Origin of the sequence: Pseudomonas sp. B22(2017) (assembly GCF_002113105.1) — a bacterium.
GTDB classification, from domain to species: domain Bacteria; phylum Pseudomonadota; class Gammaproteobacteria; order Pseudomonadales; family Pseudomonadaceae; genus Aquipseudomonas; species Aquipseudomonas asiatica.
Genome location: NZ_NEJN01000017.1, coordinates 86,981 through 113,510, shown reverse-complemented (window position 1 = coordinate 113,510; position 26,530 = coordinate 86,981). Strand labels below are relative to the sequence as shown.

Here is a 26,530-nt window from a genome sequence, read left to right as displayed (position 1 = left end):
CCCCCTCCGCAACCCCCACACAACCCAATTCCCTGACCTCCGGCAGATGAGCCCCCGGCGCGCCTATGGTAGAGTGGCGGCCTTTTTCCGAAGGGGCGTTTACTGTGTGGGAATTGGTCAAGTCCGGTGGTTGGATGATGCTGCCGATCATTCTGAGCTCCATCGCTGCCATGGCTATCGTCGTCGAGCGCCTGTGGACCCTGCGCGCCAGCCGCGTCACCCCGCCGCACCTGCTGGGTCAGGTGTGGATGTGGATCAAGGACAAGCAACTGACCAGTGACAAGCTCAAGGCCCTGCGCGCCGATTCGCCACTGGGCGAAATCCTTGCCGCCGGTCTGGCCAACTCGCGCCATGGCCGCGAAATCATGAAGGAATGCATCGAGGAGGCCGCTTCGCGCGTCATCCACGAACTGGAACGCTACATCAGTACCCTCGGCACCATCGCCGCCATGGCTCCGCTGTTGGGCCTGCTGGGCACCGTGCTGGGCATGATCGACATCTTCAGCGCCTTCATGGGCTCGCAGATGACCGCCAACGCCGCGGTGTTGGCCGGTGGTATCTCCAAAGCCCTGGTCACCACCGCGGCCGGCCTGATGGTTGGTATCCCGGCGGTGTTCTTCCACCGCTTCCTGCAGCGCCGCATCGATGAGTTGGTGGTGGGCATGGAGCAGGAAGCGATCAAGCTGGTGGAGGTGATCCAGGGCGACCGCGAAGTGGAAGTGGCCGGAGGCAAGGCGTGAAGTTCCGGCGCAATCGCCAGCGGGAGAACGTCGACATCAACCTGGCGTCGCTGATCGACGTGGTGTTCGTCCTGCTGCTGTTCTTCGTGGTCACCACCACCTTCACCCGCGAGACCCAGCTGCGCGTCGAGCTGCCTGAAGCTGCCAGCGCCGAGCCGGCGGCGCCCGACCAGGGCAAGCTGGTGGAAATCACCATCAGCGCCGAAGGCGTGTACTCGGTGAACAACCACTTGCTGCCAAAGAGCGACCTGGCCACCCTGAGCGAAGCGATCGAGCGTGAGTCGGGCGGCGACAACAAGCTGCCGCTGGCCATCAGCGCCGACGGCAAGACCCCGCACCAGGCCGTGGTCACTGCGATGGATGCCGCCGGCAAGCTCGGTTTCAGCCAGTTGCGCATGACCACCGTCGAGGCGGCCCAGGGCACACCTTGATGGCCTTCGCCGACCGCCTGCTCGCCGCCTGGTACGCCGGGCACCCGGCCCTGGCGCTGCTGCGCCCGCTGGAGGCGCTGTATCGCCGCGTGGTCACGCGCAAGCGGGCGCGTTTTCTCAGTGGCGAAAGTGCCAGCTACCGGGCCCCGGTGCCGGTCATCGTGGTGGGTAACATTACCGTGGGTGGTACCGGCAAGACGCCGATGATCCTCTGGCTGATCGAGCACTGCCGCAAGCAGGGGTTGAAAGTGGGCGTGGTCAGCCGTGGCTATGGCGCCAAGCCGCCGCAGCTACCCTGGCGCGTGCAGCCCGATCAGGCGGCCGGGCAGGCCGGCGATGAACCGCTGCTGATCGTGCAGCGCACCGGCGTGCCGCTGATGATCGACCCCGACCGCTCCCGGGCCGTGCAGGCATTGCTGGCCAGCGAACCCCTCGACCTGATCCTGTGTGACGACGGCATGCAGCACTATCGCCTGGCGCGCGACCTGGAGCTGGTGCTGATCGATGCCGCACGCGGCCTGGGCAATGGCCGCTGCCTGCCGGCGGGGCCACTGCGTGAGCCCGCCGAGCGCCTGCACGAGGCTGACGCAGTGCTGTTCAACGGCGCCAGCGCAGACCGCGCCGATGGTTTCGGCTTCCGCCTGCAGCCGTCCGCCCTGGTGAACCTGCGCAGTGGCGAGCGCCGTGCGCTTGACCATTTTCCCGCAGGCCAACGCCTGCACGCGGTGGCCGGTATCGGCAACCCGCAACGTTTCTTCAATACCCTGCTGGGGCTAAACTGGCAGCCGGTACCGCATCCCTTTGCCGACCATGCGCAGTTCAGCGCCCAGAGCCTGGCCTTCAGCCCGCCGCTGCCGCTGGTCATGACCGAAAAGGATGCGGTGAAATGCCGGGCCTTCGCCGCTGACGACTGGTGGTACCTGGCCGTCGAGGCGCAGCCCACGCCGGCTTTCAGCGCCTGGTTCGACAACCAGTTGCAACGCTTGCTGCGCAAGCCCTGAGCCCTTTTTCAATTCCCGGCCACCTGGCCTAAAGGAAGCCTCAAATGGACACCAAACTGCTCGATATCCTGGCCTGCCCGATCACCAAGGGCCCGCTCAAGCTCAGTGCCGACAAGACCGAGCTGATCAGCAAGGGTGCTGGTCTGGCCTACCCGATCCGCGACGGCATCCCGGTCATGCTGGAAAGCGAGGCACGCACCCTGACCGATGAAGAGCGTCTGGACAAATGAGCCTGGATTTCACCGTGGTGATCCCCGCCCGGCTGCGCTCCACGCGCCTGCCGGGCAAGCCATTGCTGTCGATCGCCGGCAAGCCGATGGTGCAGCATGTGTGGGAACAGGCCCGCAAGAGCGGCGCCAGCCGCGTGGTCATCGCCACCGACGACGCCAGCATCGTAGAGGCCTGCAAGGCCTTCGGCGCCGAAGTGCTGCTGACCCGTGCCGACCATGAGTCCGGCACCGACCGCCTGGCCGAAGTGGCCGTACACCTAGGCCTGTCTGCCGATGCCATCGTGGTCAATGTGCAGGGCGACGAGCCGCTGATCCCGCCGGTGATCATCGACCAGGTGGCAGCCAACCTGGCGGCGCATCCGGAAGCCGGCATCGCCACCCTGGCCGAACCGATCCATGAGCCGGAAACCGTGTTCAACCCCAATGCGGTCAAGGTGGTCAGCGACAAGAACGGCCTGGCCCTGACCTTCAGCCGTGCGCCGCTGCCCTGGGCTCGCGATGCTTTTGCCAAGGATCGCAACCTGTTGCCAGAAGGCGTGCCATATCGCCGCCACATCGGCATGTACGCCTACCGCGTCGGCTTCCTGCAGGACTTCGTCAGTTGGGGCCCATGCTGGCTCGAGCAGACCGAAGCGCTGGAGCAGCTGCGTGCCCTGTGGCATGGCGTGCGCATCCACGTCGAAGACGCCATCGAGGCGCCTGCCGTGGGCGTGGATACCCCTGAAGACCTGGAGCGCGTACGGCGCTTGCTGGAGGCCTGATGCGCGTCCTGTTCGTCTGCCTCGGCAATATCTGTCGCTCGCCCACCGCCGAAGGCGTGCTGCGCCATCAATTGCAGGCTGCCGGGCTTGCAGACCGGGTGCATGTGGCCTCGGCCGGCACCGGCGACTGGCACGTCGGCAAGGCGCCCGACAGCCGCACCTGCAAGGCAGCGCTGGCGCGTGGTTATGACCTGTCGCAGCAGCGTGCCCAGCAGGTCAAGGCGGCGCATTTTGCCGAATATGACCTGATCCTGGCCATGGACGAGAGCAACCTTGGCCACTTGCGTGCGATGCGCCCGCACACGGCAGTGGGGGAGCTCGACCTGTTCCTGCGCCGTTATGGCGCAGCGCTGGATGAAGTGCCGGACCCGTACTACGGTGGCGCCGACGGCTTCGAGCAGGTGCTCGACCTGGTTGAAGCGGCGTGCCAGGCGCTGGTCCTGGAAATCAAGGGGCGGATATGACAGTGCAGTGGCAGGAGCAGGTATCGCTCAAGCCGTACAACACCTTTGGCATCGACGTGAAGGCGCGGTATTTCACCCAGGCACATGATGACCAGGAGGTGCGCCTGGCGCTGGCCCAGGCGCAGCAAGGCGGCGTGCCGGTGCTGGTGATTGGCGGTGGCAGCAACTTGCTGCTCACCCGCGATATCGATGCGCTGGTGCTGCATATGGCCAGCCGTGGTCGGCGCGTGCTCGGCGACGATGGCGAACGTATCGTGGTCGAGGCCGAGGCCGGTGAGCCGTGGCACCCGTTCGTGCAGTGGACACTGGCGCAGGGCTATTGCGGGCTGGAGAACCTCAGCCTGATCCCCGGCACCGTGGGCGCCGCGCCGATGCAGAACGTGGGCGCCTATGGCGTGGAGATCAAGGACGTATTTGTCGGCTTGACCGCCCTGGACCGCGAGACCGGCGAGTTGCGTGACTTCGGCCTGGCTGAATGTGCCTTCGGGTATCGCGACAGCCTGTTCAAGCGCAACCCTGGGCGTTGGTTGATCCTGCGTGTGCGCTTTGCCTTGAGCCGTACGCTACAGGCTCACCTGGACTACGGCCCGGTGCGCCAGCGCCTGGCGGAGCAGGGCGTGACCGAGCCGACCGCGCAGGCGATCAGCGAGGCGATCTGCAGCATTCGCCGCGAGAAGCTCCCAGACCCGGCAGAGCTGGGTAATGCCGGGAGCTTCTTCAAGAACCCGGTGGTCTCGGCGGAACTGGTCGAGCGTATTCGTGCGCAGTACCCGGGGGTAGTGGCTTATCCCCAAGCCGATGGCCAGGTGAAGCTGGCGGCAGGCTGGTTGATTGAGCAGGCAGGCTGGAAGGGCCACCGCGAGGGGGATGCCGGGGTGCATCGTTTGCAGTCGCTGGTGCTGGTCAACTACGGCCAGGCGAGCGGGGCGCAGATGCATGCACTGGCGTGCCGGATCCAGGCCGATATCCTCGAGCGGTTCGGGGTCGAGCTGGAGATGGAGCCTAACCTCTACTGATTCAGTGCCTGGGCTGGCCCTTTCGCGGCTGAAGCCGCTCCCACAGGGACGTCATAGGGCTTGAGGGTGGTGGGGGCCTGTGGGAGCGGGTTTACCCGCGAAGAGGCCGGTACAGGAAAAACGCCCAGCCAAGAAAAAGCCCCGCCAGTTCGCACTGGCGGGGCTTTTTCATTCAGCCTTGGCTATCAACCGTGATGAGGCTTTTGCTCATCGCTGGCTTCCAGGGCTGGCTCCTCGGCAGCAGCAGCTTCCTGCGCGGCCTTGGCTGCAGCCTCGGCCTCACGCTTGCGGCGACGCACTTCACGCGGGTCGTTCGGCGCACGGCCGTTGGCCAGCATGACAGTGGCAGGTTCCACCACCGCAGGGGCTTCGACCGGTGCAGGCTCGACGGCCACTGGTGCAGGCTCGGCCACCACTTCTGGCTGGGCTTCGACAACCGGGGCAGGTTGCTCGGCGACCGGAGCGGCTTCGACCACGGTCGGGGCCTGCTCGATTTCACCGGCTTCGACGGCAGGCGCTTCGACCGGTGCTTCGGCAACCACTACCGGTTCGGCAGCAGGTGCTTCGTCGACCACTGGCTGCGGAGTGACTTCGACCACTGGCTCGGCAGTTGCCTCGGCCACGGCCACAGGCTCGCTGACCGGCTGCTCGACCACAGGAGCCACAGCCACTTGTTCAGCCTCGGCAGCAGCTTCTACCTGCTCGAACTTCTCAGCCTGCTCGACCGGCTGGGCGACTTCGGCGGTGGCAAGCTCGGCCTGCTGGTTGGCCTGGGCTTCGGCGTCGGCACTGATGTTGCTGCTGGCGACAGCGGCAGTCACGGCCAGGCCGGCGGCCAGTTCGGCACCCAGCTCGGTGGCCTGGTGCTGTTGTGGCTGCTCTTCGCTGCCTTCTTCCTCGCTGCCATCGATCAGCTCGCCGTTGGCGTTGCGCTGACGCTCACGACGGTTGCTGCGACGACGCTGGCCACGGGAACGGCGGCGCGGGCGCTCGCCATCGGTGCCTTCCTGTTCGTCCTGCAGCAGTTCTTCGTTCGGCAGTTGCTCTTCGGCCAGCTCGGCAGCCTGCTCGGCGGCTTCTTCGGCTACGCGTGGCTGACGCTCTTCGCGTGGTGGGCGAGGGGCACGTTCTTCGCGTGGAGCACGTTCTTCACGAGGTGCACGCTCTTCACGAGGAGCACGTTCTTCACGAGGTGCACGTTCTTCACGAGGTGCACGCTCTTCACGAGGTGCACGCTCTTCACGAGGTGCGCGCTCTTCACGAGGTGCGCGTTCTTCACGTGGAGCACGTTCTTCACGAGGTGCGCGTTCCTCGCGAGGTGCACGCTCTTCACGTGGGGCACGTTCTTCACGGGCTACACGTTCCTCGCGCGGCTGACGTTCTTCACGCTCGGCAGGGGTGGCGTCCAGTGGCTCACGCAGTTCGCGCACACGCTCTTCGCCACGATTGCCACGGCGGTCTTCGCGTGGCTGGCGTGGGGCACGTTCTTCACGCGGTGCACGCTCTTCGCGCGGGGCACGTTCTTCACGAGGTGCGCGTTCGGCACGCTCTTCACGCGGCTTGCGCTCTTCGTCGCGACGGCCGTTGCGGTTGCGGCTCTGCTGACGGCCGTTGCGGCGTTCTTCGTTGCGTGGGCTGCGCTCGGCGGCCGGCTTCTCGGCGGCAGTGACAACCGGCGCTGCGGCAGGCTCTTCCTTGCCGGCGAACAGGCTTACCAGCGACTTCACCAGGCCCTTGAACAGGCTTGGCTCCGGAGCGACCGGGGCAGGGGCGACCGGTGCGGCAGGCTGCGGTTCTTCGACAGTGGCCGGTACCGGCGCGTTGGCGCGGGCCGGGGCGGTCTTGACTGCGGCTTCCTGGCGAACCAGGGTGCGGGTGGCGGTCGGCTGCGGCGCTTCTTCGGCTTCGGCGGCGGCGATCTCGTAGCTGGACTGGTTGCTCAGCACTTCCGGATTGTCGTCGCGCAGGCGCTGGACTTCGAAGTGAGGGGTTTCCAGGTGATCGTTCGGCAGGATGATGATGCGCGCACGGGTGCGCAGTTCGATCTTGGTGATCGAGTTGCGCTTCTCGTTGAGCAGGAAGGCAGCCACCGGGATCGGCACCTGGGCGCGAACTTCGGCGGTGCGGTCCTTCAGGGCTTCTTCTTCGATCAGGCGCAGGATGGCCAGCGACAGCGATTCGACGTCACGGATGATGCCGGTGCCGGAGCAGCGTGGGCAGACGATGCCGCTGCTTTCGCCCAGCGAAGGGCGCAGGCGCTGACGGGACATTTCCAGCAGGCCGAAGCGCGAGATGCGGCCGACCTGGACGCGGGCGCGGTCGGCTTCCAGGCACTCGCGAACACGTTCTTCGACGGCGCGCTGGTTTTTCGCCGGGGTCATGTCGATGAAGTCGATGACGATCAGGCCACCGATGTCACGCAGGCGCAGCTGGCGGGCGATTTCCTCGGCCGCTTCCAGGTTGGTCTGCAGGGCGGTTTCTTCGATGTCGCTGCCTTTGGTGGCGCGCGCCGAGTTGATGTCGATCGACACCAGGGCTTCGGTCGGGTCGATCACGATCGAACCGCCGGACGGCAGGTCGACCACGCGCTGGAAGGCGGTCTCGATCTGGCTTTCGATCTGGAAGCGGTTGAACAGCGGCACGCTGTCTTCGTACAGCTTGACCTTGCTGGCGTACTGCGGCATGACCTGGCGGATGAAGGTCAGGGCTTCTTCCTGGGCATCGATGCTGTCGATCAGCACTTCGCCGATGTCCTGGCGCAGGTAGTCGCGGATGGCGCGGATGATGACGTTGCTTTCCTGGTAGATCAGGAATGGCGCGGCGCGGTCCTGGGACGCTTCCTTGATGGCGGTCCACAGTTGCAGCAGGTAGTCGAGGTCCCACTGCATTTCTTCGCTGCTGCGGCCAAGGCCGGCAGTGCGCACGATCAGGCCCATGTCGCCCGGCACGGTCAGGCCGTTCAGGGCTTCACGCAGTTCGTTGCGCTCTTCGCCTTCGATGCGGCGGGAAATGCCACCGGCACGCGGGTTGTTCGGCATCAGCACCAGGTAGCGGCCGGCCAGGCTGATGAAGGTGGTGAGGGCGGCGCCTTTGTTGCCACGCTCTTCCTTCTCGACCTGGACGATGACTTCCTGGCCTTCGCTCAGCACTTCCTTGATGTTGACCCGCCCTTCGGGGGCTTTCTTGAAGTATTCGCGGGAGATTTCTTTCAGCGGCAGGAAGCCGTGACGTTCGGAGCCGAAGTCGACGAAGGCGGCTTCGAGGCTGGGTTCGATGCGGGTGATCTTGCCTTTGTAGATGTTGGCCTTTTTCTGCTCGCGCGCGCCGGACTCGATGTCCAGGTCGTAGAGACGTTGGCCGTCCACCAGGGCTACACGCAACTCTTCGGGTTGAGTCGCGTTAATCAGCATTCTTTTCATGTTGTACCGTCGGTTTCCGGGCTGCCGGAAACGGCGTTCGGCACACACGACGTCTCATGGTCGGTGCCAAGGTGCGCAAAGGGTGGCCGGGCCACCCCCGTGTCGAGCGACGTTCGGCACCAGCCGGTTGCCCAGCCTGCCGTTGTCGCGACGACGCGTCCTGTTTGCTGCGGTGCCAACAAGGCCCCGGTGGCTTCGAATTGGAATCCGAATCAACCAAGCGGGCCTTGTGCACTCAGTCAGGAGGAGGAATCAACCGTCAGCCGTGGACGCCCGGGGGCATCTGTTCAGGACCTTATCCGCTCGCCAGCCGCTCAGTGGGCTGGTGGCCGGACGCGGTGCTACACGGTCCGAGGGCTGTGCATCTCCACCCTGCACGTATCCCTGATAATTCGGGTGCTGCCGCGCGCTGAATCCGCAACGGGTTGCATTTTTCGCCAGCGCAGGTACTGCGCTGGCGCCATTCATGTCCAAGGCAGGTATTTCCGAAGCATTCGCCGGGCGTTGCGTGGAAGCGACGGGGCGGGCAGAGGTGCAGCGAAAAGAATCGGGTAAGCAGGTGAAACACCGCACTTGTCGTTTTTTTTCGGTCTTCTCTACACAGCGCTGGTGGCGATTCCAGGCAATTCGGTAAACTGGCGAAAACCCCGTAGGACGGCCTCGCGTCCTGGAGAATTGCGTTGGTCAGGGACCGGCTCGGAGCCTGGTGCCGCTGGCCTGCCGCTTTTGGCGGCGTTCGCGACTATAGCAGCAATGATTAAGTGCTTCAATTCCATAAAAAATTGTTATGATCCCGCCATGACGACCAATACCCCTCCGACTTCCGGCGTTCAGCTGATCGAAGTCGCGCCGGAGCTTGCCGGCCAACGCATCGACAATTTCCTCATCACGGCCCTCAAGGGCGTGCCCAAGACCTTGGTGTACCGCATCCTGCGCAAGGGTGAGGTACGGGTCAACAAGGGGCGCGTCAAGCCGGAGTACAAGATCCAGGCCGGGGACATCGTGCGGGTACCGCCCGTCCGCCTGCCGGAACGTGACGAGCCCGCGCCGGTGGCCCAGGGCCTGTTGCAGCGCCTGGAAGCGGCCATTGTCTACGAAGACAAGGCGCTGATCGTGATGAACAAGCCGGCCGGCATCGCCGTGCATGGCGGCAGCGGCCTGAGCTTCGGCGTGATCGAGGCGCTGCGCCAGTTGCGCCCGGACGCCAAGGAGCTGGAGCTGGTGCACCGCCTGGACCGCGACACCTCCGGACTGTTGATGATCGCCAAGAAGCGCAGCATGCTGCGGCACCTGCACGCCGCATTGCGTGGCGACGGTGTCGACAAGCGCTACATGGCGCTGGTGCGCGGCCACTGGCCGACCTCGAAGAAGCAGGTCAGCGCGCCGTTGCTCAAGAGCAACCTGCGCTCCGGCGAGCGCATGGTCGAGGTGAACGACGAGGGCAAGGAGGCGCTGACCCTGTTCCGCGTGCTGCGCCGCTTCGGCGAGTTCGCCACCATTGTCGAGGCGCGCCCGATCACTGGCCGTACTCACCAGATCCGTGTGCACACCCTGCATGCCGGGCATATGATCGCTGGCGATAGCAAGTACGGTGACGAAGACTTCAGTCGTGAAATTCGCGACTTGGGCGGCAAACGCCTGTTCCTGCATGCCTATGCGCTGACCGTGCCGCTGCCGGACGGAGGCGAGCTGAAGCTCGAGGCGCCGGTGGATGAAGTCTGGGCGAAAACCGTTGAACGTCTGAGTGCGTCCTGATCTATGAAAAAAGGCTATGAGCTACTGATCTTCGACTGGGACGGCACCCTGGCCGACTCGATCGGGCGTATCGTCGAGGCCATGAACGCCGCCGCCGAGCGTGCCGGTGAGGCGCAAAGCAGCGAGGACGCGGTCAAGGGCATCATCGGCCTGGCCCTGGGCGAGGCGATCCACACACTGTACCCGCACCTGGCGCCTGCTCAGGTCGAAAGCTTTCGTCAGCACTATGCCGATATCTACATGGCCCTGGACCAGCAGCCCTCGCCGCTGTTCGAGGGCGTGGTCGAGTCGCTGGATGCCTTCCGTGCCGAGGGTTACCGCCTGGCGGTGGCCACCGGCAAGGCGCGTCGCGGGCTGGACCGGGTGCTCAAGGCCAATGGCTGGGAGCAGTTCTTCGACATCACTCGCGCCGCCGACGAGACCCGCGGCAAGCCGCACCCGCTGATGCTCGAGGAAATTCTCCGGCATTGCGGTGTCGAAGCAGGGCGTGCGCTGATGGTTGGCGATTCGGCATTCGATCTGCAGATGGCCAGCAATGCCGGCATGCATTCGGTGGCCGTGGGCTATGGTGCCATGTCGCTGCAGGCACTGGCCGAGTTTGGTCCGCAGGTGTGCATCGATCATTTTTCCCAGTTGCGTGAGTGGCTGGGTGGTTCCGCAATTCCATTTCCAAGGTAGGTAAGCATGGCAGACGAATGGAAAGCCCCTGAGGCCGAACCCGACGAGGGGCGCGAAGAGCACAAGAGCTGGAAGCTGCTGGAAAAGACCCTGCTGGCGGGCGTTCAGGAGCAGCGCCGGGCGCGACGCTGGGGGATCTTCTTCAAGTTGCTGACCTTCGTCTACCTGTTCGGCATCCTGATCCTGTTCACGCCGTTGATGGACATGGACAATGCAGCGTCGCGCAGTGCCAGCCATACCGCGCTGGTCGAGGTGCGCGGGGTGATTGCCGACCAGGAGCCAGCCAGCGCCGACAATATCGTTAAGAGCCTGCGCGAGGCGTTCAAGGACAGCAAGACCAAGGCTGTGGTGATGCGCATCAACAGCCCGGGAGGCAGCCCGGTGCAGTCGGGTTACGTGTATGACGAAATTCGCCGTCTGCGGGCTGAATATCCGGCCATCAAGCTGTATGCGGTCATCGCCGACCTTGGCGCTTCCGGTGCCTACTACATCGCCAGTGCGGCGGACGAGATCTATGCCGACAAGGCCAGCCTGGTGGGCTCGATTGGTGTGACGGCGGCCGGTTACGGCTTTGTCGGCACCATGGAGAAGCTAGGTGTGGAGCGGCGTACCTACACTGCAGGCGAGCACAAGGCCTTCCTCGATCCGTTCTCGCCGCAGAAGCCGGAAGAGACCGAGTTCTGGCAGGGCGTACTGAATACCACGCACCAGCAGTTCATTGCCATGGTCAAGCAGGGGCGGGGTGAGCGCCTGAAGGACAAGGAGCATCCGGAGCTCTTCAGTGGCCTGGTCTGGTCGGGCGAGCAGGCCAAGGAGCTGGGCTTGGTGGATGGGTTGGGCAGTGCCAGCTATGTGGCGCGCGAGATCGTGGGTGAAAAGGAGTTGGTGGACTTCACCGTGCAGGAATCGGCGCTCGATCGCTTCTCCAAGCGCGTTGGCGCCAGCGTGGCTGAACGCTTGGCGATGTGGATGGGCTTCCAGGGGCCGCAGTTGCGCTGATCCGGGATTGTGGGGTGGCGCAGCGCGGCCTCAAAGTCTCAGGGAATCACCACCCCTTCCTTGGTCAACATATCCACCAGTCTAATCAACGGCAGTCCGATCAGGCTGGTCGCATCGCACCCGTGCGTGCTCTGGAACAGGCTCACTCCCAGGCCCTCGGCCTTGAAGCTGCCGGCGCAGTCCAGCGGCTGTTCCGCCGCCACATAGCGCTCCACTCGCTCCCGGTCCAGTTTGCGCAGGGTCACGGTAAACGGCACGCAGTCCATCTGGCAGTGCCCGGTGGCGCTGTTCAGCAGCGCCAGCCCGGTCAGGAAGCTCACCTGCTGCCCGCTGCACTCCAGCAGTTGCTCGCAAGCCCGCTCGAAGGTGTGCGGCTTGCCCAGTACCTGCTCGCCCAGCACCGCAACCTGGTCCGAACCAATGATCAGGTGCCCGGGGTGGCTGCCTGCCAGGGCCTCGGCTTTTTGCCTGGCCAGCCGCTGCACCAGCTCCACCGCCGGTTCGTCATCCAGGCGTCGCTCGTCTATATCGGGGCTTGCCCAGGTGAAGGGCAGGCGCAGGCGTGCAAGCAGTTCGCGGCGGTAGGCAGAGCTGGAAGCCAGTAACAGAGGAAGCATGGTAGACTCCTGAATCGGTTGAACAAATTCTATCACGCACGATGCCGCCGAATTTCCTTTGACAGGGGCGGGGGGCATCCCTAGAATGCTGCGCCTATGTTGAATGACCCGATTCCACCTCACGTTGACCCGCGCAAATTAGCCGATCGTGGCGTAACCCTTAACGGTTCGCTGCAGCTCGCTGATTTGGAAAGACTCTGCGACCCGCTTTCCGACAATGTCGGTACGGTGCAGGCGAAGTTCGATTTTGAACGAGATGAACAGCACGTGGTGGTTATCCACAGCGAGCTGGACGTCGAGGTCAAGATGGTTTGCCAGCGTTGTCTTGAGCTGGTCACCCTGCCGATCCACAGCGAATGTACATACGCCGTGGTGAAGGAGGGTGCGAATACCCAGTCGTTGCCGAAAGGCTATGACGTGCTGGAACTGGGCGAAGATCCTTTGGATCTGCAGGCATTGATCGAGGAGGAGCTTCTGCTCGCCTTGCCAATCGTGCCTGCTCATCATCCGGAAGAATGCCAGCAGCCGGCGGGCGCAGACGAGCCCGAATCGAGCAAGGACGAGGTATCGCGGTCCAACCCGTTCAGTGTTTTGGCGCAGTTAAAGCGTGACCCAAACGTTTAGGAGTTAATCAATTATGGCTGTTCAGCAGAACAAAAAATCCCGCTCTGCCCGTGACATGCGCCGTTCGCACGACGCCCTGTCGGAAAACGCGCTGTCGGTAGAGAAAACCACCGGTGAAGTACACCTGCGTCACCACGTTTCGCCAGAAGGCGTATACCGTGGTCGCAAAGTGGTCGACAAGGGCGCTGACGAGTAATCCTTGTCCGCTCAGATCATCGCGATCGACGCAATGGGCGGGGACTTCGGTCCCCGCAGCATTGTCCAGGCTAGCATTGCCTGCCTTTCGGCTACCCCCTCGCTGCACCTGACCCTCGTCGGTCAACCCTCTCTCCTCGAAGATCTTGTCAGCGGCCTTGCGGCTGCGGATCGCGCGCGCCTGCAAATCGTGGTCGCCAGCGAGGTAATCGGTATGGACGAGCGGCCATCCCAGGCGCTGCGCGGCAAGCCGGATTCGTCGATGCGCATCGCCCTCGAACTGGTGCGCGACGGCAAGGCCCAGGCCTGCGTCAGCGCCGGCAATACCGGGGCGCTGATGGCGCTCTCGCGTTTCGTGCTCAAGACACTGCCAGGTATCGACCGGCCGGCCATGGTGGCGGCGATCCCGACCCAGGCCGGTTACTGCCAGTTGCTCGACCTTGGCGCCAACGTCGACTGCAGCGCCGAGAACCTCTACCAGTTCGCCGTGATGGGCTCGGTGGCGGCCCAGGCCCTGGGTGTGCAGCGGCCGCGCGTGGCGCTGCTGAACATCGGTACCGAGGACATCAAGGGCAACCAGCAGGTCAAGCTGGCGGCCAGCCTGTTGCAGAGCGCCCGCGGGCTCAACTACATAGGCTTCGTCGAAGGTGACGGGTTGTATCGCGGCGAAGCCGATGTGGTGGTGTGCGACGGGTTCGTCGGCAACATCCTGCTCAAGTCGAGCGAGGGGCTGGCGACGATGATCGGTGCGCGCATCGAGCAGTTGTTCAAGGGTGGCGTGTTGTCGCGGGCAGCCGGGGCTGTAGCCATGCCGTTGCTCAAACGCCTGCAGGCCGACCTGGCACCGGCGCGGCACAATGGCGCGAGTTTCCTGGGGTTGCAGGGCATCGTCATCAAGAGCCATGGCTCGGCGGGGGTGCAGGGCTTCCAGAGTGCCATCCAGCGGGCGTTGATCGAGATCCAGGAAAACCTGCCGCAGCGCTTGCATGGGCGGCTGGAAGATTTGCTGTTGTAGCCTGTGCCGGCCTCTTCGCGGGTAAACCCGCTCCCACAGGTGCCCCATAACCTTCAGGTCTGTGGTGTCCATGTGGGAGCGGGTTTACCCGCGAAGAGGCCGGTGCTGAAGGAATAAAGACCTTAGGCATATCGCCGCTGAAGTGCTTAAATGTGACCGCTTGGTCCGCGTCTCCATCCAAGTTTTCAGATTCCGCGTCTGGCTAATGTCCGGCGCACCCTATCCGACGACAAGATCATAAGGGCTTGTTCAATGTCTGCATCTCTCGCATTCGTCTTTCCCGGTCAAGGTTCCCAGTCGCTGGGCATGCTCGCCGAGCTCGGCGCCGAGAAGCCAGTGATCATCGAAACCTTCAAGGAAGCGTCCGAGGCACTCGGTTACGACCTGTGGAAGCTGGTCCAGGAAGGCCCGGAAGAGCAACTCAACCAGACCGACAAGACCCAGCCGGCCATTCTCACCGCCTCCATCGCGCTGTGGCGCCTGTGGCTGGAGGAGGGTGGTGCCAAGCCGGCCTTCGTCTCCGGTCACAGCCTGGGTGAATACAGCGCCCTGGTTGCCGCCGGTAGCCTGAGCCTGAAAGATGCCGTACGTCTGGTCGAGCGCCGTGGCCAGCTGATGCAGGAAGCCGTGCCCGCCGGCCATGGCGCCATGGCCGCCATTCTCGGCCTGGACGACGCCGTGGTCGTGGAGATCTGCGCCGAAGCGGCCGAAGACCAGGTGGTCAGCGCTGTCAACTTCAACTCGCCAGGCCAAGTGGTCATCGCCGGCAACAAGGCCGCCGTCGATCGCGCCATCGAGCTGTGCAAGGCAAAGGGTGCCAAGCGCGCCCTGCCGCTGGCGGTCAGCGTGCCGTCGCACTGCGCGCTGATGAAGCCGGCTGCCGAGCGCTTTGCCGAGTCGGTCAACGCCATCGAGTGGCACGCCCCGCAAATTCCCGTGGTGCAGAACGTCACCGCTGCCGTTGCCGCTGACCTTAATGCCCTCAAGCACGACCTGCTGGCGCAGCTGTACCAGCCAGTGCGCTGGGTCGAATGCGTGCAGACCCTGGCCGCTAACGGTGCGGTCAACCTGGTCGAGTGCGGCCCGGGCAAGGTCCTGGCCGGCCTGAACAAGCGTTGCGCCGATGGCGTGACCACCTACAACCTCAATACCCCTGACGCCGTCGCCGCCACCCGCGCGGCACTGGCCTGATTTGGAGAAGCTTGCATGAGCCTGCAAGGTAAAGTTGCACTGGTCACCGGCGCCAGCCGTGGCATTGGCCAGGCCATCGCCCTCGAGCTGGGCCGCCAGGGCGCGACCGTGATCGGCACCGCCACTTCGGCTTCCGGCGCCGAGCGCATTGCTGCCACGCTGAAAGAGCACGGCATCACCGGTACCGGCATGGAGCTGAACGTGACCAGCGCCGAATCGGTTGAAGCTGTGCTGGCCGCCATCGGCGAGCAGTTCGGCGCGCCGGCCATCCTGGTCAACAACGCCGGTATCACCCGTGACAACCTCATGCTGCGCATGAAGGAGGACGAGTGGTTCGACGTGATCGATACCAACCTGAACAGCCTCTACCGTCTGTCCAAGGGCGTGCTGCGTGGCATGACCAAGGCACGTTGGGGCCGTATCATCAGCATCGGCTCGGTCGTCGGTGCCATGGGCAACGCCGGCCAGGCCAACTACGCGGCCGCCAAGGCCGGCCTGGAAGGCTTTAGCCGCGCCCTGGCGCGTGAAGTGGGCTCGCGTGGCATCACCGTCAACTCGGTGACCCCGGGCTTCATCGACACCGACATGACCCGCGAGCTGCCAGAAGCGCAGCGTGAAGCGCTGCAGACCCAGATCCCGCTGGGCCGCCTGGGCCAGGCCGACGAAATTGCCAAGGTTGTTTCGTTCCTGGCATCCGACGGCGCAGCCTACGTAACCGGCGCTACCGTGCCGGTCAACGGCGGGATGTACATGTAACACTGCAACTCAATGTGACGGATTTCGTAAAAAAAGAGTCATACTGCGAGCCTAAAATCCGTTATAAAGCTGCAACCAGATTCCAGGCAGTGGGTGTGGGGGTTGGTGTGAAGGCGTGTTTAGCTTGAAAAGCGAACGTCTTTCTATAAAATTAGCCACCGGCCAGCTGCCTGACATATGTCCATTAGGAGTGAAAACTAGGTATGAGCACCATCGAAGAACGCGTCAAGAAAATCGTCGCCGAGCAACTGGGCGTCAAGGAAGAGGAAGTGACTCTCGAGAAGTCCTTCGTCGATGACCTGGGTGCCGATTCGCTTGACACCGTTGAGCTGGTGATGGCTCTGGAAGAGGAATTCGAGACCGAAATCCCTGACGAAGAAGCCGAGAAGATCACTACCGTTCAAGCTGCTGTAGACTACGTCAAAGCCCACCAGGCCTAAGACGCTGTAGTCGACGCTTCTTGTCGGGAAAAACCGCACTGCCTTTGCCGGCGTGCGGTTTTTTCTTTGCGAGCACCCTGCGTTTTGCAGGATGGTCTCGTTCACCGGGTATCAAGAGCTTGTTGCCATTTCATTCCATCGCTTGAATGCAATGGCAAGAAACTCTGTCATTAGAAAAGGAGAGTACTGTGTCGCGTAGACGCGTCGTGGTCACCGGTATGGGTATGCTGTCGCCACTGGGTACTGATGTACCGAGCACCTGGCAGGGCATTCTGGCTGGCCGCAGTGGCATCGGTCCGATCGAACACACGGATCTGTCTGCCTACTCCACCCGTTTTGGCGGCTCGGTGAAAGGCTTCGAGGTCGAGCAATACCTGTCGGCCAAAGAGGCCCGCAAGCTCGACCTGTTCATCCAGTACGGCCTGGCGGCCGGGTTCCAGGCAGTGCGTAATGCCGGCCTGGAAGTCACCGACGCCAACCGCCAGCGTATTGGCGTGGCCATGGGCTCGGGTATCGGCGGCCTGACCAATATCGAAGAAACCAGCCGCACCCTGCACGACTCGGGGCCGCGTCGTATTTCGCCTTTCTTCGTGCCTGGCTCGATCATCAACATGATCTCCGGCTTCCTGTCGATCCACCTGGGGCTTCAAGGGCCGAATTACGCCATCGCCACCGCGTGCACCACTGGTACCCACTGCATCGGCATGGCTGCGCGCAACATCGCCTACGGTGAAGCCGACGTGATGATCGCCGGCGGTGCCGAAATGGCTGCCTGCGGCCTGGGCATGGGCGGCTTCGGCGCCTCCCGCGCACTGTCCACTCGCAACGACGAGCCGACCCGGGCCAGCCGCCCGTGGGACAAGGGCCGTGACGGCTTCGTGCTGTCCGACGGTGCTGGTGCCTTGGTACTCGAAGAACTGGAGCATGCCAAGGCCCGCGGCGCGACCATCTATGCCGAACTGGTCGGGTTCGGCATGAGCGGTGACGCTTACCACATGACTTCGCCGCCCGACACTGGTGAAGGTGCTGCCCGTTGCATGGCCAACGCCTTGCGCGATGCCGGCATCCAGCCGGAAGAGGTCAGCTACATCAACGCCCATGGCACCTCGACCCCTGCTGGCGACGTGGCCGAAGTGGCGGCGATCAAGCGCGTGTTCGGTGAGCATGCCTACAAGCTGGCGGTCAGCTCGACCAAGTCGATGACCGGCCACCTGCTGGGCGCCGCCGGTGCCGTAGAAGCGATCTTCAGCGTACTGGCAATCAACAGCCAGATGGCTCCGCCCACCATCAACCTGGACGAGCCGGACGAAGGCTGCGACCTCGACTTCGTGCCGCACCAGGCGCGCAGCATGCCGATCGATGTGGTGCTGTCCAACTCGTTCGGCTTTGGCGGTACCAACGGTTCGCTGGTATTCCGCCGGTTCGCCGGTTGATGCAAAGCTGGATCGATGGCCAGCCGGCGGCTGCAGTCAACCTGCAGAACCGCGGCCTGGCCTACGGCGATGGGCTATTCGAGACCATCGCCGTGCGCGACGGCCGGCCCAGCTTGCTGGACGGCCACCTCGCACGCCTGGCGCTGGGTTGCCAGCGCCTGGCGATCAGTACCGACCTGGCGCTGGTACGCGACGAACTCCTGCGCTATGCCAGCCAGCTCGGTGATGGCGTAGCCAAACTCATCCTTACTCGTGGTGACAGCCAGCGCGGTTACGCACCGGTTGCCGGTGCCGCGCCGCGGCGTATTCTGCAGGGCAGCCCGTTGCCCAGCTATCCTGTCGACAATGCCGAGCAGGGCGTGCAACTGTTTCCGTGCCAGACCCGGCTTGGGGAACAACCGCTGCTGGCCGGCCTCAAACACCTCAACCGCCTGGAGCAGGTGCTGGCCCGTGCCGAATGGCAGGACAGCCAACATGCCGAAGGCCTGATGCGTGATGGGCAGGGCAGGGTGATCGAAGGTGTGTACAGCAATCTGTTCCTGGTGCGCGATGGCGTGCTGTTCACGGCTGACCTCAGCCGCTGTGGTGTCGCTGGCGTGATGCGGGGCGCGTTGCTGGAACAGGCAGCGCTGCAGGGCATCCCGGTGCAGGTCTGCGACCTGCCGTTCGACGCTCTGGAGCAGGCAGATGAAGTATTTGTCTGCAACAGCGTCTACGGTGTCTGGCCCGTGCGAGGCGTTGCCGAGCTAAACTGGTCGCCGGGCCCGCTCACCCGTAAACTGCAGGCCGTTGCCCGTACGTTACTGGAAACCTGAATTCGTGAGACGTAAATTCCTGCTGCTGCTGGAAATGGGCTTGATCCTCGCCGGCCTTGCCGTGGGCTGGTCGGCCTGGAAAGTCAACTCGGTCCTGGAGCAGCCTCTGCACGTGACGCAGGAGCGCCTGCTGGACGTGCCCAATGGCACCACCCCCAACCGCATGTTCTATCGCATGCAGAACGAAGGGTTGCTCGACGACGCCGTCTGGTTGCGCCTGTACTGGCGTTTCAACATGGCCGGCACCCCTCTGCACACCGGTGAGTATCGCCTGACCCCCGGCATGACCGTGGAGCAGCTGTTCGATGCCTGGCGTCGAGCCGACGTGGTGCAGTACAACCTCACCCTGGTCGAAGGCTGGACCTTCCGCCAGGTGCGCGCGGCCGTGGCCAAGCATGAAAAGATCAAGCACACCCTGGACGGGCTGTCCGATTCGGAAGTGATGGACAAGCTCGGCCATACCGGGGTGTTCCCTGAAGGGCGCTTCTTCCCGGACACCTATCGCTTCGTGCGCGGCATGACCGACGTCGAGTTGCTGCAGCAGGCCTATATGCGCCTGGACGAAGTGTTGGCCAAGGAGTGGGCCGAGCGCACCACCGACCTGCCATACCGCGACCCGTACCAGGCGCTGATCATGGCTTCGCTGGTAGAGAAGGAGACCGGCATTCCCCAGGAGCGCGGGCAGATCGCCGGCGTTTTCGTGCGGCGCCTGCGCCTGGGCATGATGCTGCAGACCGACCCGACGGTGATCTACGGCATGGGCGAGCGCTACAACGGCAAGATCACCCGCGCCGACCTGCGCGAGCCGACGCCCTACAACACCTACACCATCACCGGCCTGCCGCCGACCCCGATCGCCATGGTCGGTCGCGAAGCGATTCACGCGGCGCTCAACCCGTCCGATGGCACCAGCCTGTACTTCGTTGCCCGTGGCGATGGCAGCCACGTGTTTTCCGACGACCTCGACGACCACAACTCGGCGGTGCGCGAGTTCCAGCTCAAGCGCCGTGCGGACTACCGCTCCAGCCCCGCGCCGCAATCGCAGCCAGAGCCACAACCACAATCAGGTACCGACGAGGCCGAACAACCCGAAGCCCCTGCCGACGAGTCTACCGCGCAGCCAGCGCCCGACCAGCCGCCTGTGCAGGACGCCCCTGCCGGCGGCGCGCAAGCGGCCGAACGGCCGATGCCTGACGAACAACATTAAGGACTGCCTGTGAGCGGCTTGTTTATTACTTTGGAAGGCCCGGAAGGTGCGGGCAAGAGCACCAACCGCGACTACCTGGCTGCGCGCCTGTGCGAGCAGGGCCTGGACGTAGTGCTGACCCGTGAGCCCGGCGGCACGCCGCTGGCCGAAAAGGTGCGTGAGCTGCTGCTGGCGCCCAGCGATGAAAGCATGGCGGCCGACACCGAGCTGTTGCTGGTGTTCGCTGCGCGTGCCCAGCACCTGGCGCAGGTGATCCGGCCGGCGCTGGCCCGCGGGGCCGTAGTCTTGTGTGACAGGTTTACCGCTTGACTATTTCGGAACCACTACTGGTGGAAACCGAGGTCTCAGCAACAGTTTTTTATGGCCTAGGCCTGCGATCCAGTAAAATAAGGATGTCTAGCAACTCTCAGACACCGATCCCCCGAATCTATTCAGATTTCTGCTCGAAAATGTAAACCCTAAAGCTGTTCGTCTAGTGATTTGCCGATATGTAAACCGCTTTCAGCGAAAACGGCATGATCCGCCTTCTCTGTTTTTCTCGAAAATGTAAACCCGTGCCAACGAGCATCTCCTGGCTGCTATGGCCAACCCAGCAGTAAAGCTGCGTTGGGGATCCACCCTCCCAGCTAGTCGGTCACCCAAGCAAGGGTTCTCACAAGCCACCCGCGACCTCTTCCAGCTCCTCACAGGGAATGTCTCGCAGGCCCAGGATCTCCACGATCCTCTTGCCTGTCGGTGACAGGTAGCCGTGTATAGGAAGTATGTAGGCTATGTCATACACGAAGCCTGCCTGTCCCTGCTGAGGATCGATGTGGGAAAGAAGTTGCCTCTGATAGAGGTAGAACGCCTGATGGGCCAGGTCGAGTTTGTCCGTTGGAACCACCCCTCGTTCTGGCCAAGCGTCTTCGCGCAGAGAGAACTTCTCCCGATTCGCAACCACCGCAAGGATGCAGAACTGCTGATAGGTGAGGGTCTCGGCGATTGCGAGCAGGTGATTGGCCTCTGCTGGCTGGAAGTCGGGCTTGAAGACCAGGTTGGTGAAGAAGCGGGCTATGTACTCCAGTTTCTTCCGCTCGTGCTCCTGCTTGGCGGCCAGTAGGACGCCTTCGAACAATTCCTCTCCTGGGGAGGGTTGATCGTCTTCCTTCCTCTCGAAGAAACCGTCATCACGAGGGTTCTCCCATAACAGCCGCTCACGTATCCCGTCGATGGCCAGTGCTGCAACGCCGCCTACCTTGTGTTGCTCTCGCGTCGACAGCATCCGGTCAGCAATGTCTTCAATGACGATCTCGCATGCTTTAGCAGCTGCGGCCCCGGCTGCCGAGCCTGGTAGCCCGGCCACAGTGCCGGCAATGAGCGCGGATACCACAGAGCTGACACTGGCACCTGCGATACCGGAGCCTTTTTTCAGCAGGCTGACAGCCTTACCATCTTTCTTCATCCTTCCCCCTTAGCAGAGCTGACGTCGGTGCAGTTCAAGCTATGCAGTCAGCCGTGACAGACTCTGATGCGTATGGCGCGGATAGTAGCGATGTTGGCCCCAGGCGGGTCATTGCAGAGACATCGATGCGAAATACGAGTCGGCCGAGCTGTGTGGGGGGCGTCCGGCGTAGTCACAGACGAGTTGGCCGGGCGCTACGATCCATTTTCACACCCATTTACACCCATTTCCGGGAAGCGTGTTCAGCCACACCCTGCCAAATATCTTGCCCTTCGATTTTGATGCAATAGGAGAGGCTGGATCCGCTCTTGGAGCGGGATCTATCCAGGGGGTGCGCAGCCTGCGCTGGTCAAGAAACACGTAGCTCAAGCGATGCCCTGCAAGAGAGGCCCAGAGTAGGCCGTTGTCACCGACCGCTATCGACCCTAAGCGGTCTCTCGCGAAGGGCAGGAATCTGCCAAAAGCAGCTGGCCAACACAGAGAGCTGATACCCATCAACAACCGCTACTGGAGGGGCGGCCATCCCTCGCACAGTGCAAGCGAATTTTAGGCACCAAAGTGACCGCAGCTACTAGCACTTGACTATCACTAGTGCGTCGTACTAGTATGACAACCTGTACGCAAAACAGGTGCTTTGCCATGAAAAAACTTCTAAACGCTCTCACTAAGCTCGAAGTCCTCACCCAGGACGAATACAGTCGCCGCTTTCCGGGCAAGACCACTGTTGGTGAAATTGTGCTCGGCATGGGAGACCTTGTTGAGGTCTTGCGCAAGGAGAATGGTCTAACGCGAGAAAAGATCTGCGAAATCGCAGACGTTTCTCCGGCTGGGCTCGATCGGTGGCGAAAAAACGGGTATGGCAGAAAAATAAACTGCGAAAAGCTCATTGACTATTGCAAGCAAAAAACACGCCAACTCAATACCAATAATGCGACTGTTATTTCTCCTAATGCCGGCGTGGCTGAAAGCCTGCGCTCGTGCAGTCCGGCGCAATTGGAGAAGGTTATTCAGGAGGCGTTGCAGGTAAGTCTCGGATTCCCCCATTCGCTCGTATGCACCATGGTGAAAATGGAAGCCGGCAGCGATGGTCACCGGCTTGAAATTCTAGTGCGCTAATCTTGTGCGAATCGGCCAGAGCTTCATAACCAAATTATATTGCTGCGACCGGAGACCAAGCCAAGCTCGTCAACCCACCCGGTAAACGCCGCATTTGTACGCGATTGCGCTTTACAGCGCCGCTACCACGCTGCCGGTTCGCCACAGACCCGTTGTGCGTCAGTAGCCTCATTCTGCGAGGAGAATATTTTGAGCAATTTTGAACAGGGCAACGCATTTGGTCGTTGGACGCTTACTGAGCAACTCGGTAGGGGAGGAAATGGAGAGGTATGGAGCGTCACCAATGACATCGGCGAATCCCGGGCGATCAAAATCCTTATCCGTGGCGGTATCGACGAACCATACCTGCGTTTTTGTCGAGAAATCGAGGTATTGAAAGGCTTTGGTCTCCCGGAAGGAATTGTCCCTCTTCTCGATAGTTACATACCACAAAACCCCAAAAAAGAACGTCCTTGGTATGTGATGCCCCTTGCAACGCCCTACATGGATCTTGTTCAGGACAAGCAACCTTTCGATGTCGCACGCGATTTCCAGGGGCTGGCCAGAACCCTAAGCCAGCTTCATAACAAGGGTATTTCTCACCGAGATATCAAGCCTGCCAACTTTTTGGTGTTGGACGCTCAGGTCTGTTTGTCGGATTTTGGTCTTGTGAAGATCCCGGATGCCGAAGGTATCACTCCCGAGCGAAGAGATGTCGGCGCGAAATTTACCATGGCACCTGAAATGAGAAGGACACCCTCTGAAGCCGACGGGCGGCTGGCAGATATCTATTCGTTGGCTAAGTCTCTGTGGATAGTGCTTACGGGTAAAGAGCTAGGGTTTGATGGTCAGTATGATCCGCGAACCTCCATCGGGCTTCGCAATTACCTGTCCAACTACTATCTGACCCCGCTTGATGACCTCTTAAGTGCGTGCACCGACCACGAACCAACTGCCCGACCTACACTTGAGCACTTCATCACAACACTGGAGGAGTGGCGAGATATTAATGATGACTTCGACACCCGTAACGGGCATGAGTGGAGAGAGGTAGCTGAAAAGATATTCCCCTTAGGGGCGCCGGCTAGAGCCCAATGGAGTGACCGCCGGCAAATCTGCGCCGTGTTAAATGTCGCCGCATCCAATTCAAGCCTGAATCATATGTTTTATCCGACTGGGGGTGGCATGACTCTCTTGGAGGCCGATCTCGCTCCTGAAGCTGATATGATTCAGTTAAAAGTCAGCGAGCGCATGTATGAAATATGTTGTCCTGAGCGCCTGCTTTTTGAGTCATATCCAGGGCAGCCTGAATGGAACTATTTCAGGCTAGAATTGCGGCCTATTTATCCTGCCTTGGAAGGCCAAGCTGTTGGGTACTTGAAGACTTCAGAGGAGTTGACCGAAGTTTTCCCTGGGGTATATGCACCGCTGGATGATTGGTTTCAGAATGAGCACGCTGGCGAAGAATTGAGCCACACCGCAAGACGCGTCACCCGGCTGTCTGGTGGGTCCTTTGTAATTTTCAGCACGTCATCTGTTTATAACCGCGTACCGGACACATACGACGGTAGACATAACACAATGTCTTCCGATGAGTTCAGAGCATACATCCACCGTAATGCAGAGAGCTAATGGCCGTAGCTTCTTTTGATATCAAGCGATTTCCCATCGACCTAGCTTGAAGCCAGGCAGCCGTCAAGAAAGGTGCAAGCAGGCATAATGGGCCATGGCCGGATAAAGTTCGGAGAGGGGTGTTAATGCGCTAGGCCAACGCCTCGCACACTCAGCTCCGGTGAGCTATCGCCCATGAGTCACTACGGGAGGAGTTTCCTGATCAAACGGATCCAGTACCCGGCTGACTAACTTCTTAGACAGCGGTGATCCGCTCACGGGCGCCGGCTACCTATATCGAAAATCTGGGCATCTTGTTGCCGGTTACCCTGCCACTTCAGATGCGCGGAGCACATCTGTAGGGACAGCAGCCATCTAAATATTCCTGCGCCCAGTTAGCTAACAGAACTTCCTTGACTCACTACTACAACCATATGTTCAGCGTACTAACCCGCTCAATTTACCTCGACTAGTCAACAGCAAACGCGAAGCGTTAATCTCTAACCTCCGGCCAGAGAATTCATACTCAGCAGGAGCCAAGTCATGAAATAGAGTCGACCACTCAAACTTAAAGCCCCACTCGATTCAAAAAATATCACCTAACAGTAAAATATCGATAGTCAACATCAAAATATTCAACCAACGCCATTCGAATCGCCTCAACCTCTGGATGGTTGGCAAACAAAAAATAATCGGGCGTTTCTACCAATGCCTTTGCAAAAATCGCGCCTTTGGTTTTAACAAAAACTGGCTGAAGCAGGTCAACAAATCTGTCACTGAGGTAAAGCTCCTCAATATTTTTACTCAACCCTGGAACTACGGAATCTGACTTAGTCAACTCATAGAGCTTTATCATGCCGATGATGCCGTCTGAATACTCAACCTTAAAATTTCCCGACTGAGAGGTAGCTGCCAATGTAATTAGCTTGCGCGTCGGCCTTACCCAGTCCTGTACTGCACTAGTGAACAAAACCCGCTCACCGCCACCAAAAAATAGCAATTCATCTACAATGCTTTCAATTGACTTAACCTGAAACTCAAGCTTATCTAGAAAGAGCCCTGTTCTCTTACCATCTACTAAGAGCTTCCCACTCCCAGGAAAATTACTATCAAAGTCTATATCCAAATATTTTTTTATTTGATAAATCGCACCAACCGCGTTGGCAGCCTCAGTTTGCACAGCAGAATTTATTGTATGACTTGCGCAATCACCGAGCATCCGCTTAAGCCTCCTTGCGACACTCTCCTGACCTAAAAAACTATAATCTATATCAAATGTACAAAAGGTTGGTCGATTAGCCGGAAATACGACTTGATAAAGCCTATCAAGATCCCTAAAAACTATACGATTACGCGCCCCCGCAGACTGCATAACTGCCTTGAAGTGCAAAAGATGCTGAACATACTGCTCAAAAGTCAGCGAACTTAGCTGCTTCTGAACAACCTCAGAATTTTTCTTCTGCTGATCATACAAAAACAGCAATGTGAATGATGTAGCGAGGCCGCCAACCAAGGTAAATGCGCCACCCAATACTGAGCCAAACACCCCCCAATCTTCCCGATCGTATGATATTTCTCCGCTCATATGGAGTCTGTACTGGGCGAGAATTATAACGGGAAGCGCAACGCTTACCAGCAGCAAAATCTGAAGTAGAACTTTATGAAGTCTCATCATTCCTCTTTAACACCATATTCTAATTTTACCCTCAGGTCCAAGCACATAAAAAGCACTGAATCTATAAGTGCCGATCGCTGAAGGGGTGATAATCTGAAGTGACGCGGGATAAAATTGTGGCACGCATGAGCGACGTAAAATAACATAGCACCAAGCGATCCCTATCCTCTCTAAATCCTTCGTTAGCGATCAAGAAGTGAAGGATGTCATCATACAGCGGACGAGGCAGGAAACTCCATGTTCCTACTCTTTTCACGGCCATCATGGCGGCGCTGCGATGGCAAACGAGCCCCCTGTACAATGATGGCTGCAAACAGCGGCTCAGCACGTTCCGCACCCTCCTGGGCATTCCCATCCGAGAAAAGCTGCGGATCAAAGGCAATTACCAACTCTCCATAACATGGAGTTGCGCCTAAGCCATCGATTGCATGCTGGTCATATCGTTGATCAGCGCGCCGGCCAGCAACTCGACCATCGCCGCCGACGCAGAGCCTTTATGCCCGCCGAAGGTCACCATGGCTCCCGAGAGCGCTGACACAGGATCGGATGTCGGTATCCCTGTACTGTCCACTGCACAACCTAGCGGCAATGGCTGCCCTGATCGGCGGTGCAGCTTGATGTCGCCGCGCGCGATAGCGCTGGTAGCAAAGTCAAATGCAAAATGTGCTCCGCTAGGCCTTGGCCAACCAAACGCAATGGGATTGGTCCAAAGACGGGCTTCACGCCCCAGGCAGGCGCAACCCCGCTGTGTGCAGGTGTTACCGCTACGCCGCCAATCCCTGATTGGTCAATGCTTCAACCTCAGGCCACAATGCAGAAAACTGGTTGCAGCTGGTAATCACCAGAGCTGCTATGCCATTGCTTCGCGCCTCGCTAACGAGGATAGGCAGCCCCATGGGATCCAAGTTGAGTCGCCGCACT

The 26,530-nt window shown here is 61.0% G+C and carries 25 protein-coding genes and 2 pseudogenes; 22 read left to right on the top strand and 5 right to left on the bottom strand.

Annotation, left to right across the window (positions count from 1 at the left end; translation table 11 throughout):
* Positions 1–104 precede the first annotated feature (104 nt).
* Genes CAG18_RS24510 through murB form a run of 7 tightly spaced genes read left to right on the top strand, consistent with a single transcriptional unit; the run spans position 105 to position 4,643 of the window.
* Entirely contained in the window at positions 105–740 is a 636-nt protein-coding gene (locus CAG18_RS24510) for a MotA/TolQ/ExbB proton channel family protein (RefSeq protein ID WP_051099753.1), read from the top strand.
* A complete protein-coding gene (locus CAG18_RS24505; protein WP_013971564.1) occupies positions 737–1,171 on the top strand; it encodes a biopolymer transporter ExbD in 435 nt (144 codons plus the stop codon). The genes CAG18_RS24510 and CAG18_RS24505 overlap by 4 nt, the downstream gene beginning before the upstream one ends.
* On the top strand, positions 1,171–2,172 hold the full coding sequence (gene lpxK / locus CAG18_RS24500; RefSeq protein ID WP_015269401.1) for a tetraacyldisaccharide 4'-kinase: 1,002 nt from the start codon (positions 1,171–1,173) through the stop codon (positions 2,170–2,172). Before CAG18_RS24505 ends, lpxK begins: the two co-directional genes overlap by 1 nt.
* Before the next feature lie 44 nt (positions 2,173–2,216).
* Positions 2,217–2,402, top strand: coding sequence for a Trm112 family protein (locus CAG18_RS24495; RefSeq protein ID WP_011532874.1), 186 nt, complete (start codon positions 2,217–2,219; stop codon positions 2,400–2,402).
* Positions 2,399–3,163, top strand: coding sequence for a 3-deoxy-manno-octulosonate cytidylyltransferase (gene kdsB, locus CAG18_RS24490; protein WP_015269402.1), 765 nt, complete (start codon positions 2,399–2,401; stop codon positions 3,161–3,163). Before CAG18_RS24495 ends, kdsB begins: the two co-directional genes overlap by 4 nt.
* Positions 3,163–3,627 (top strand): low molecular weight protein-tyrosine-phosphatase, encoded by a 465-nt coding sequence (locus tag CAG18_RS24485; RefSeq protein ID WP_015269403.1) that lies wholly within the window; start codon positions 3,163–3,165, stop codon positions 3,625–3,627. The genes kdsB and CAG18_RS24485 overlap by 1 nt, the downstream gene beginning before the upstream one ends.
* Positions 3,624–4,643 (top strand): UDP-N-acetylmuramate dehydrogenase, encoded by a 1,020-nt coding sequence (murB, locus tag CAG18_RS24480; protein WP_085721734.1) that lies wholly within the window; start codon positions 3,624–3,626, stop codon positions 4,641–4,643. Before CAG18_RS24485 ends, murB begins: the two co-directional genes overlap by 4 nt.
* Positions 4,644–4,828: 185 nt before the next feature.
* Here murB and rne read toward each other — a convergent pair whose 3' ends face one another.
* A complete protein-coding gene (gene rne / locus CAG18_RS24475; RefSeq protein WP_178075744.1) occupies positions 4,829–8,062 on the bottom strand; it encodes a ribonuclease E in 3,234 nt (1,077 codons plus the stop codon).
* A gap of 798 nt (positions 8,063–8,860) precedes the next feature.
* Between rne and rluC the strand changes: the two genes are divergently transcribed.
* The 3 genes from rluC to sppA are packed head-to-tail and all read left to right on the top strand — an operon-like array spanning position 8,861 to position 11,494.
* A complete protein-coding gene (gene rluC / locus CAG18_RS24465; RefSeq protein WP_013971570.1) occupies positions 8,861–9,817 on the top strand; it encodes a 23S rRNA pseudouridine(955/2504/2580) synthase RluC in 957 nt (318 codons plus the stop codon).
* A 3-nt stretch (positions 9,818–9,820) separates the two neighbouring features.
* Positions 9,821–10,495, top strand: coding sequence for an HAD family hydrolase (locus CAG18_RS24460; RefSeq protein WP_015269406.1), 675 nt, complete (start codon positions 9,821–9,823; stop codon positions 10,493–10,495).
* 6 nt (positions 10,496–10,501) lie between these two features.
* Complete coding sequence (gene sppA / locus CAG18_RS24455) at positions 10,502–11,494, top strand: signal peptide peptidase SppA (RefSeq protein WP_015269407.1); 993 nt, start codon at positions 10,502–10,504, stop codon at positions 11,492–11,494.
* A gap of 38 nt (positions 11,495–11,532) precedes the next feature.
* Here the strand turns inward: sppA and CAG18_RS24450 are convergent, their stop codons facing one another.
* Complete coding sequence (locus CAG18_RS24450) at positions 11,533–12,111, bottom strand: nucleoside triphosphate pyrophosphatase (protein WP_085721732.1); 579 nt, start codon at positions 12,109–12,111, stop codon at positions 11,533–11,535.
* Between the two features lie 96 nt (positions 12,112–12,207).
* Here CAG18_RS24450 and CAG18_RS24445 point away from each other — a divergent pair, with 96 nt between their 5' ends.
* The 10 genes and pseudogenes from CAG18_RS24445 to tmk form a co-directional block, all read left to right on the top strand.
* Entirely contained in the window at positions 12,208–12,735 is a 528-nt protein-coding gene (locus tag CAG18_RS24445; RefSeq protein ID WP_012313431.1) for a YceD family protein, read from the top strand.
* A 13-nt stretch (positions 12,736–12,748) separates the two neighbouring features.
* Complete coding sequence (gene rpmF / locus CAG18_RS24440; RefSeq protein ID WP_003247154.1) at positions 12,749–12,931, top strand: 50S ribosomal protein L32; 183 nt, start codon at positions 12,749–12,751, stop codon at positions 12,929–12,931.
* 3 nt (positions 12,932–12,934) lie between these two features.
* On the top strand, positions 12,935–13,945 hold the full coding sequence (plsX, locus tag CAG18_RS24435; RefSeq protein WP_085721731.1) for a phosphate acyltransferase PlsX: 1,011 nt from the start codon (positions 12,935–12,937) through the stop codon (positions 13,943–13,945).
* 252 nt (positions 13,946–14,197) lie between these two features.
* Positions 14,198–15,136, top strand: coding sequence for an ACP S-malonyltransferase (gene fabD, locus CAG18_RS24430; RefSeq protein ID WP_082044744.1), 939 nt, complete (start codon positions 14,198–14,200; stop codon positions 15,134–15,136).
* Between the two features lie 15 nt (positions 15,137–15,151).
* A complete protein-coding gene (gene fabG / locus CAG18_RS24425) occupies positions 15,152–15,892 on the top strand; it encodes a 3-oxoacyl-ACP reductase FabG (protein ID WP_085721730.1) in 741 nt (246 codons plus the stop codon).
* Positions 15,893–16,095: 203 nt separating this feature from the next.
* Positions 16,096–16,332, top strand: coding sequence for an acyl carrier protein (acpP, locus tag CAG18_RS24420; RefSeq protein WP_013971576.1), 237 nt, complete (start codon positions 16,096–16,098; stop codon positions 16,330–16,332).
* Between the two features lie 188 nt (positions 16,333–16,520).
* On the top strand, positions 16,521–17,765 hold the full coding sequence (gene fabF, locus CAG18_RS24415) for a beta-ketoacyl-ACP synthase II (RefSeq protein ID WP_015269411.1): 1,245 nt from the start codon (positions 16,521–16,523) through the stop codon (positions 17,763–17,765).
* Positions 17,765–18,580: an aminodeoxychorismate lyase gene (gene pabC / locus CAG18_RS24410; protein WP_085721729.1), complete on the top strand. Its 816-nt coding sequence runs from the start codon at positions 17,765–17,767 to the stop codon at positions 18,578–18,580. The genes fabF and pabC overlap by 1 nt, the downstream gene beginning before the upstream one ends.
* A gap of 4 nt (positions 18,581–18,584) precedes the next feature.
* Entirely contained in the window at positions 18,585–19,787 is a 1,203-nt protein-coding gene (gene mltG / locus CAG18_RS24405) for an endolytic transglycosylase MltG (RefSeq protein ID WP_085721728.1), read from the top strand.
* Between the two features lie 9 nt (positions 19,788–19,796).
* Positions 19,797–20,090: pseudogene (tmk, locus tag CAG18_RS24400) on the top strand (dTMP kinase); the annotation flags it as partial.
* 349 nt (positions 20,091–20,439) lie between these two features.
* On the opposite strand, the gene CAG18_RS24395 reads toward tmk, so the two are convergent.
* Entirely contained in the window at positions 20,440–21,228 is a 789-nt protein-coding gene (locus tag CAG18_RS24395; protein WP_085721727.1) for a hypothetical protein, read from the bottom strand.
* A gap of 639 nt (positions 21,229–21,867) precedes the next feature.
* On the opposite strand from CAG18_RS24395, the gene CAG18_RS24390 reads away from it, so the two are divergent.
* Together CAG18_RS24390 and CAG18_RS24385 are read left to right on the top strand one after the other, a co-directional pair.
* Positions 21,868–22,344: a hypothetical protein gene (locus tag CAG18_RS24390; protein WP_085721726.1), complete on the top strand. Its 477-nt coding sequence runs from the start codon at positions 21,868–21,870 to the stop codon at positions 22,342–22,344.
* Positions 22,345–22,533: 189 nt separating this feature from the next.
* Positions 22,534–23,955, top strand: coding sequence for a protein kinase (locus CAG18_RS24385; protein WP_158090337.1), 1,422 nt, complete (start codon positions 22,534–22,536; stop codon positions 23,953–23,955).
* Positions 23,956–24,529: 574 nt separating this feature from the next.
* On the opposite strand, the gene CAG18_RS24380 is transcribed toward CAG18_RS24385, so the two are convergent.
* A complete protein-coding gene (locus CAG18_RS24380; RefSeq protein ID WP_085721724.1) occupies positions 24,530–25,606 on the bottom strand; it encodes a hypothetical protein in 1,077 nt (358 codons plus the stop codon).
* Between the two features lie 205 nt (positions 25,607–25,811).
* A pseudogene (locus CAG18_RS24375) lies at positions 25,812–26,502 on the bottom strand (Ldh family oxidoreductase); the annotation flags it as partial.
* Between the last annotated feature and the right edge of the window lie 28 nt (positions 26,503–26,530).

Coding starts and splice junctions, on each gene's coding strand:
- lpxK (WP_015269401.1), top strand. CDS start 1,171: ATGGCCTTCGCCGACCGCCTGCTCGCCGCCTGGTACGCCGGGCACCCG.
- CAG18_RS24495 (WP_011532874.1), top strand. CDS start 2,217: ATGGACACCAAACTGCTCGATATCCTGGCCTGCCCGATCACCAAGGGC.
- kdsB (WP_015269402.1), top strand. CDS start 2,399: ATGAGCCTGGATTTCACCGTGGTGATCCCCGCCCGGCTGCGCTCCACG.
- CAG18_RS24485 (WP_015269403.1), top strand. CDS start 3,163: ATGCGCGTCCTGTTCGTCTGCCTCGGCAATATCTGTCGCTCGCCCACC.
- murB (WP_085721734.1), top strand. CDS start 3,624: ATGACAGTGCAGTGGCAGGAGCAGGTATCGCTCAAGCCGTACAACACC.
- rne (WP_178075744.1), bottom strand. CDS start 8,062: ATGAAAAGAATGCTGATTAACGCGACTCAACCCGAAGAGTTGCGTGTA.
- rluC (WP_013971570.1), top strand. CDS start 8,861: ATGACGACCAATACCCCTCCGACTTCCGGCGTTCAGCTGATCGAAGTC.
- CAG18_RS24460 (WP_015269406.1), top strand. CDS start 9,821: ATGAAAAAAGGCTATGAGCTACTGATCTTCGACTGGGACGGCACCCTG.
- sppA (WP_015269407.1), top strand. CDS start 10,502: ATGGCAGACGAATGGAAAGCCCCTGAGGCCGAACCCGACGAGGGGCGC.
- CAG18_RS24450 (WP_085721732.1), bottom strand. CDS start 12,111: ATGCTTCCTCTGTTACTGGCTTCCAGCTCTGCCTACCGCCGCGAACTG.
- CAG18_RS24445 (WP_012313431.1), top strand. CDS start 12,208: ATGTTGAATGACCCGATTCCACCTCACGTTGACCCGCGCAAATTAGCC.
- rpmF (WP_003247154.1), top strand. CDS start 12,749: ATGGCTGTTCAGCAGAACAAAAAATCCCGCTCTGCCCGTGACATGCGC.
- fabD (WP_082044744.1), top strand. CDS start 14,198: ATGTCTGCATCTCTCGCATTCGTCTTTCCCGGTCAAGGTTCCCAGTCG.
- fabG (WP_085721730.1), top strand. CDS start 15,152: ATGAGCCTGCAAGGTAAAGTTGCACTGGTCACCGGCGCCAGCCGTGGC.
- acpP (WP_013971576.1), top strand. CDS start 16,096: ATGAGCACCATCGAAGAACGCGTCAAGAAAATCGTCGCCGAGCAACTG.
- pabC (WP_085721729.1), top strand. CDS start 17,765: ATGCAAAGCTGGATCGATGGCCAGCCGGCGGCTGCAGTCAACCTGCAG.
- CAG18_RS24395 (WP_085721727.1), bottom strand. CDS start 21,228: ATGAAGAAAGATGGTAAGGCTGTCAGCCTGCTGAAAAAAGGCTCCGGT.
- CAG18_RS24390 (WP_085721726.1), top strand. CDS start 21,868: ATGAAAAAACTTCTAAACGCTCTCACTAAGCTCGAAGTCCTCACCCAG.
- CAG18_RS24380 (WP_085721724.1), bottom strand. CDS start 25,606: ATGAGACTTCATAAAGTTCTACTTCAGATTTTGCTGCTGGTAAGCGTT.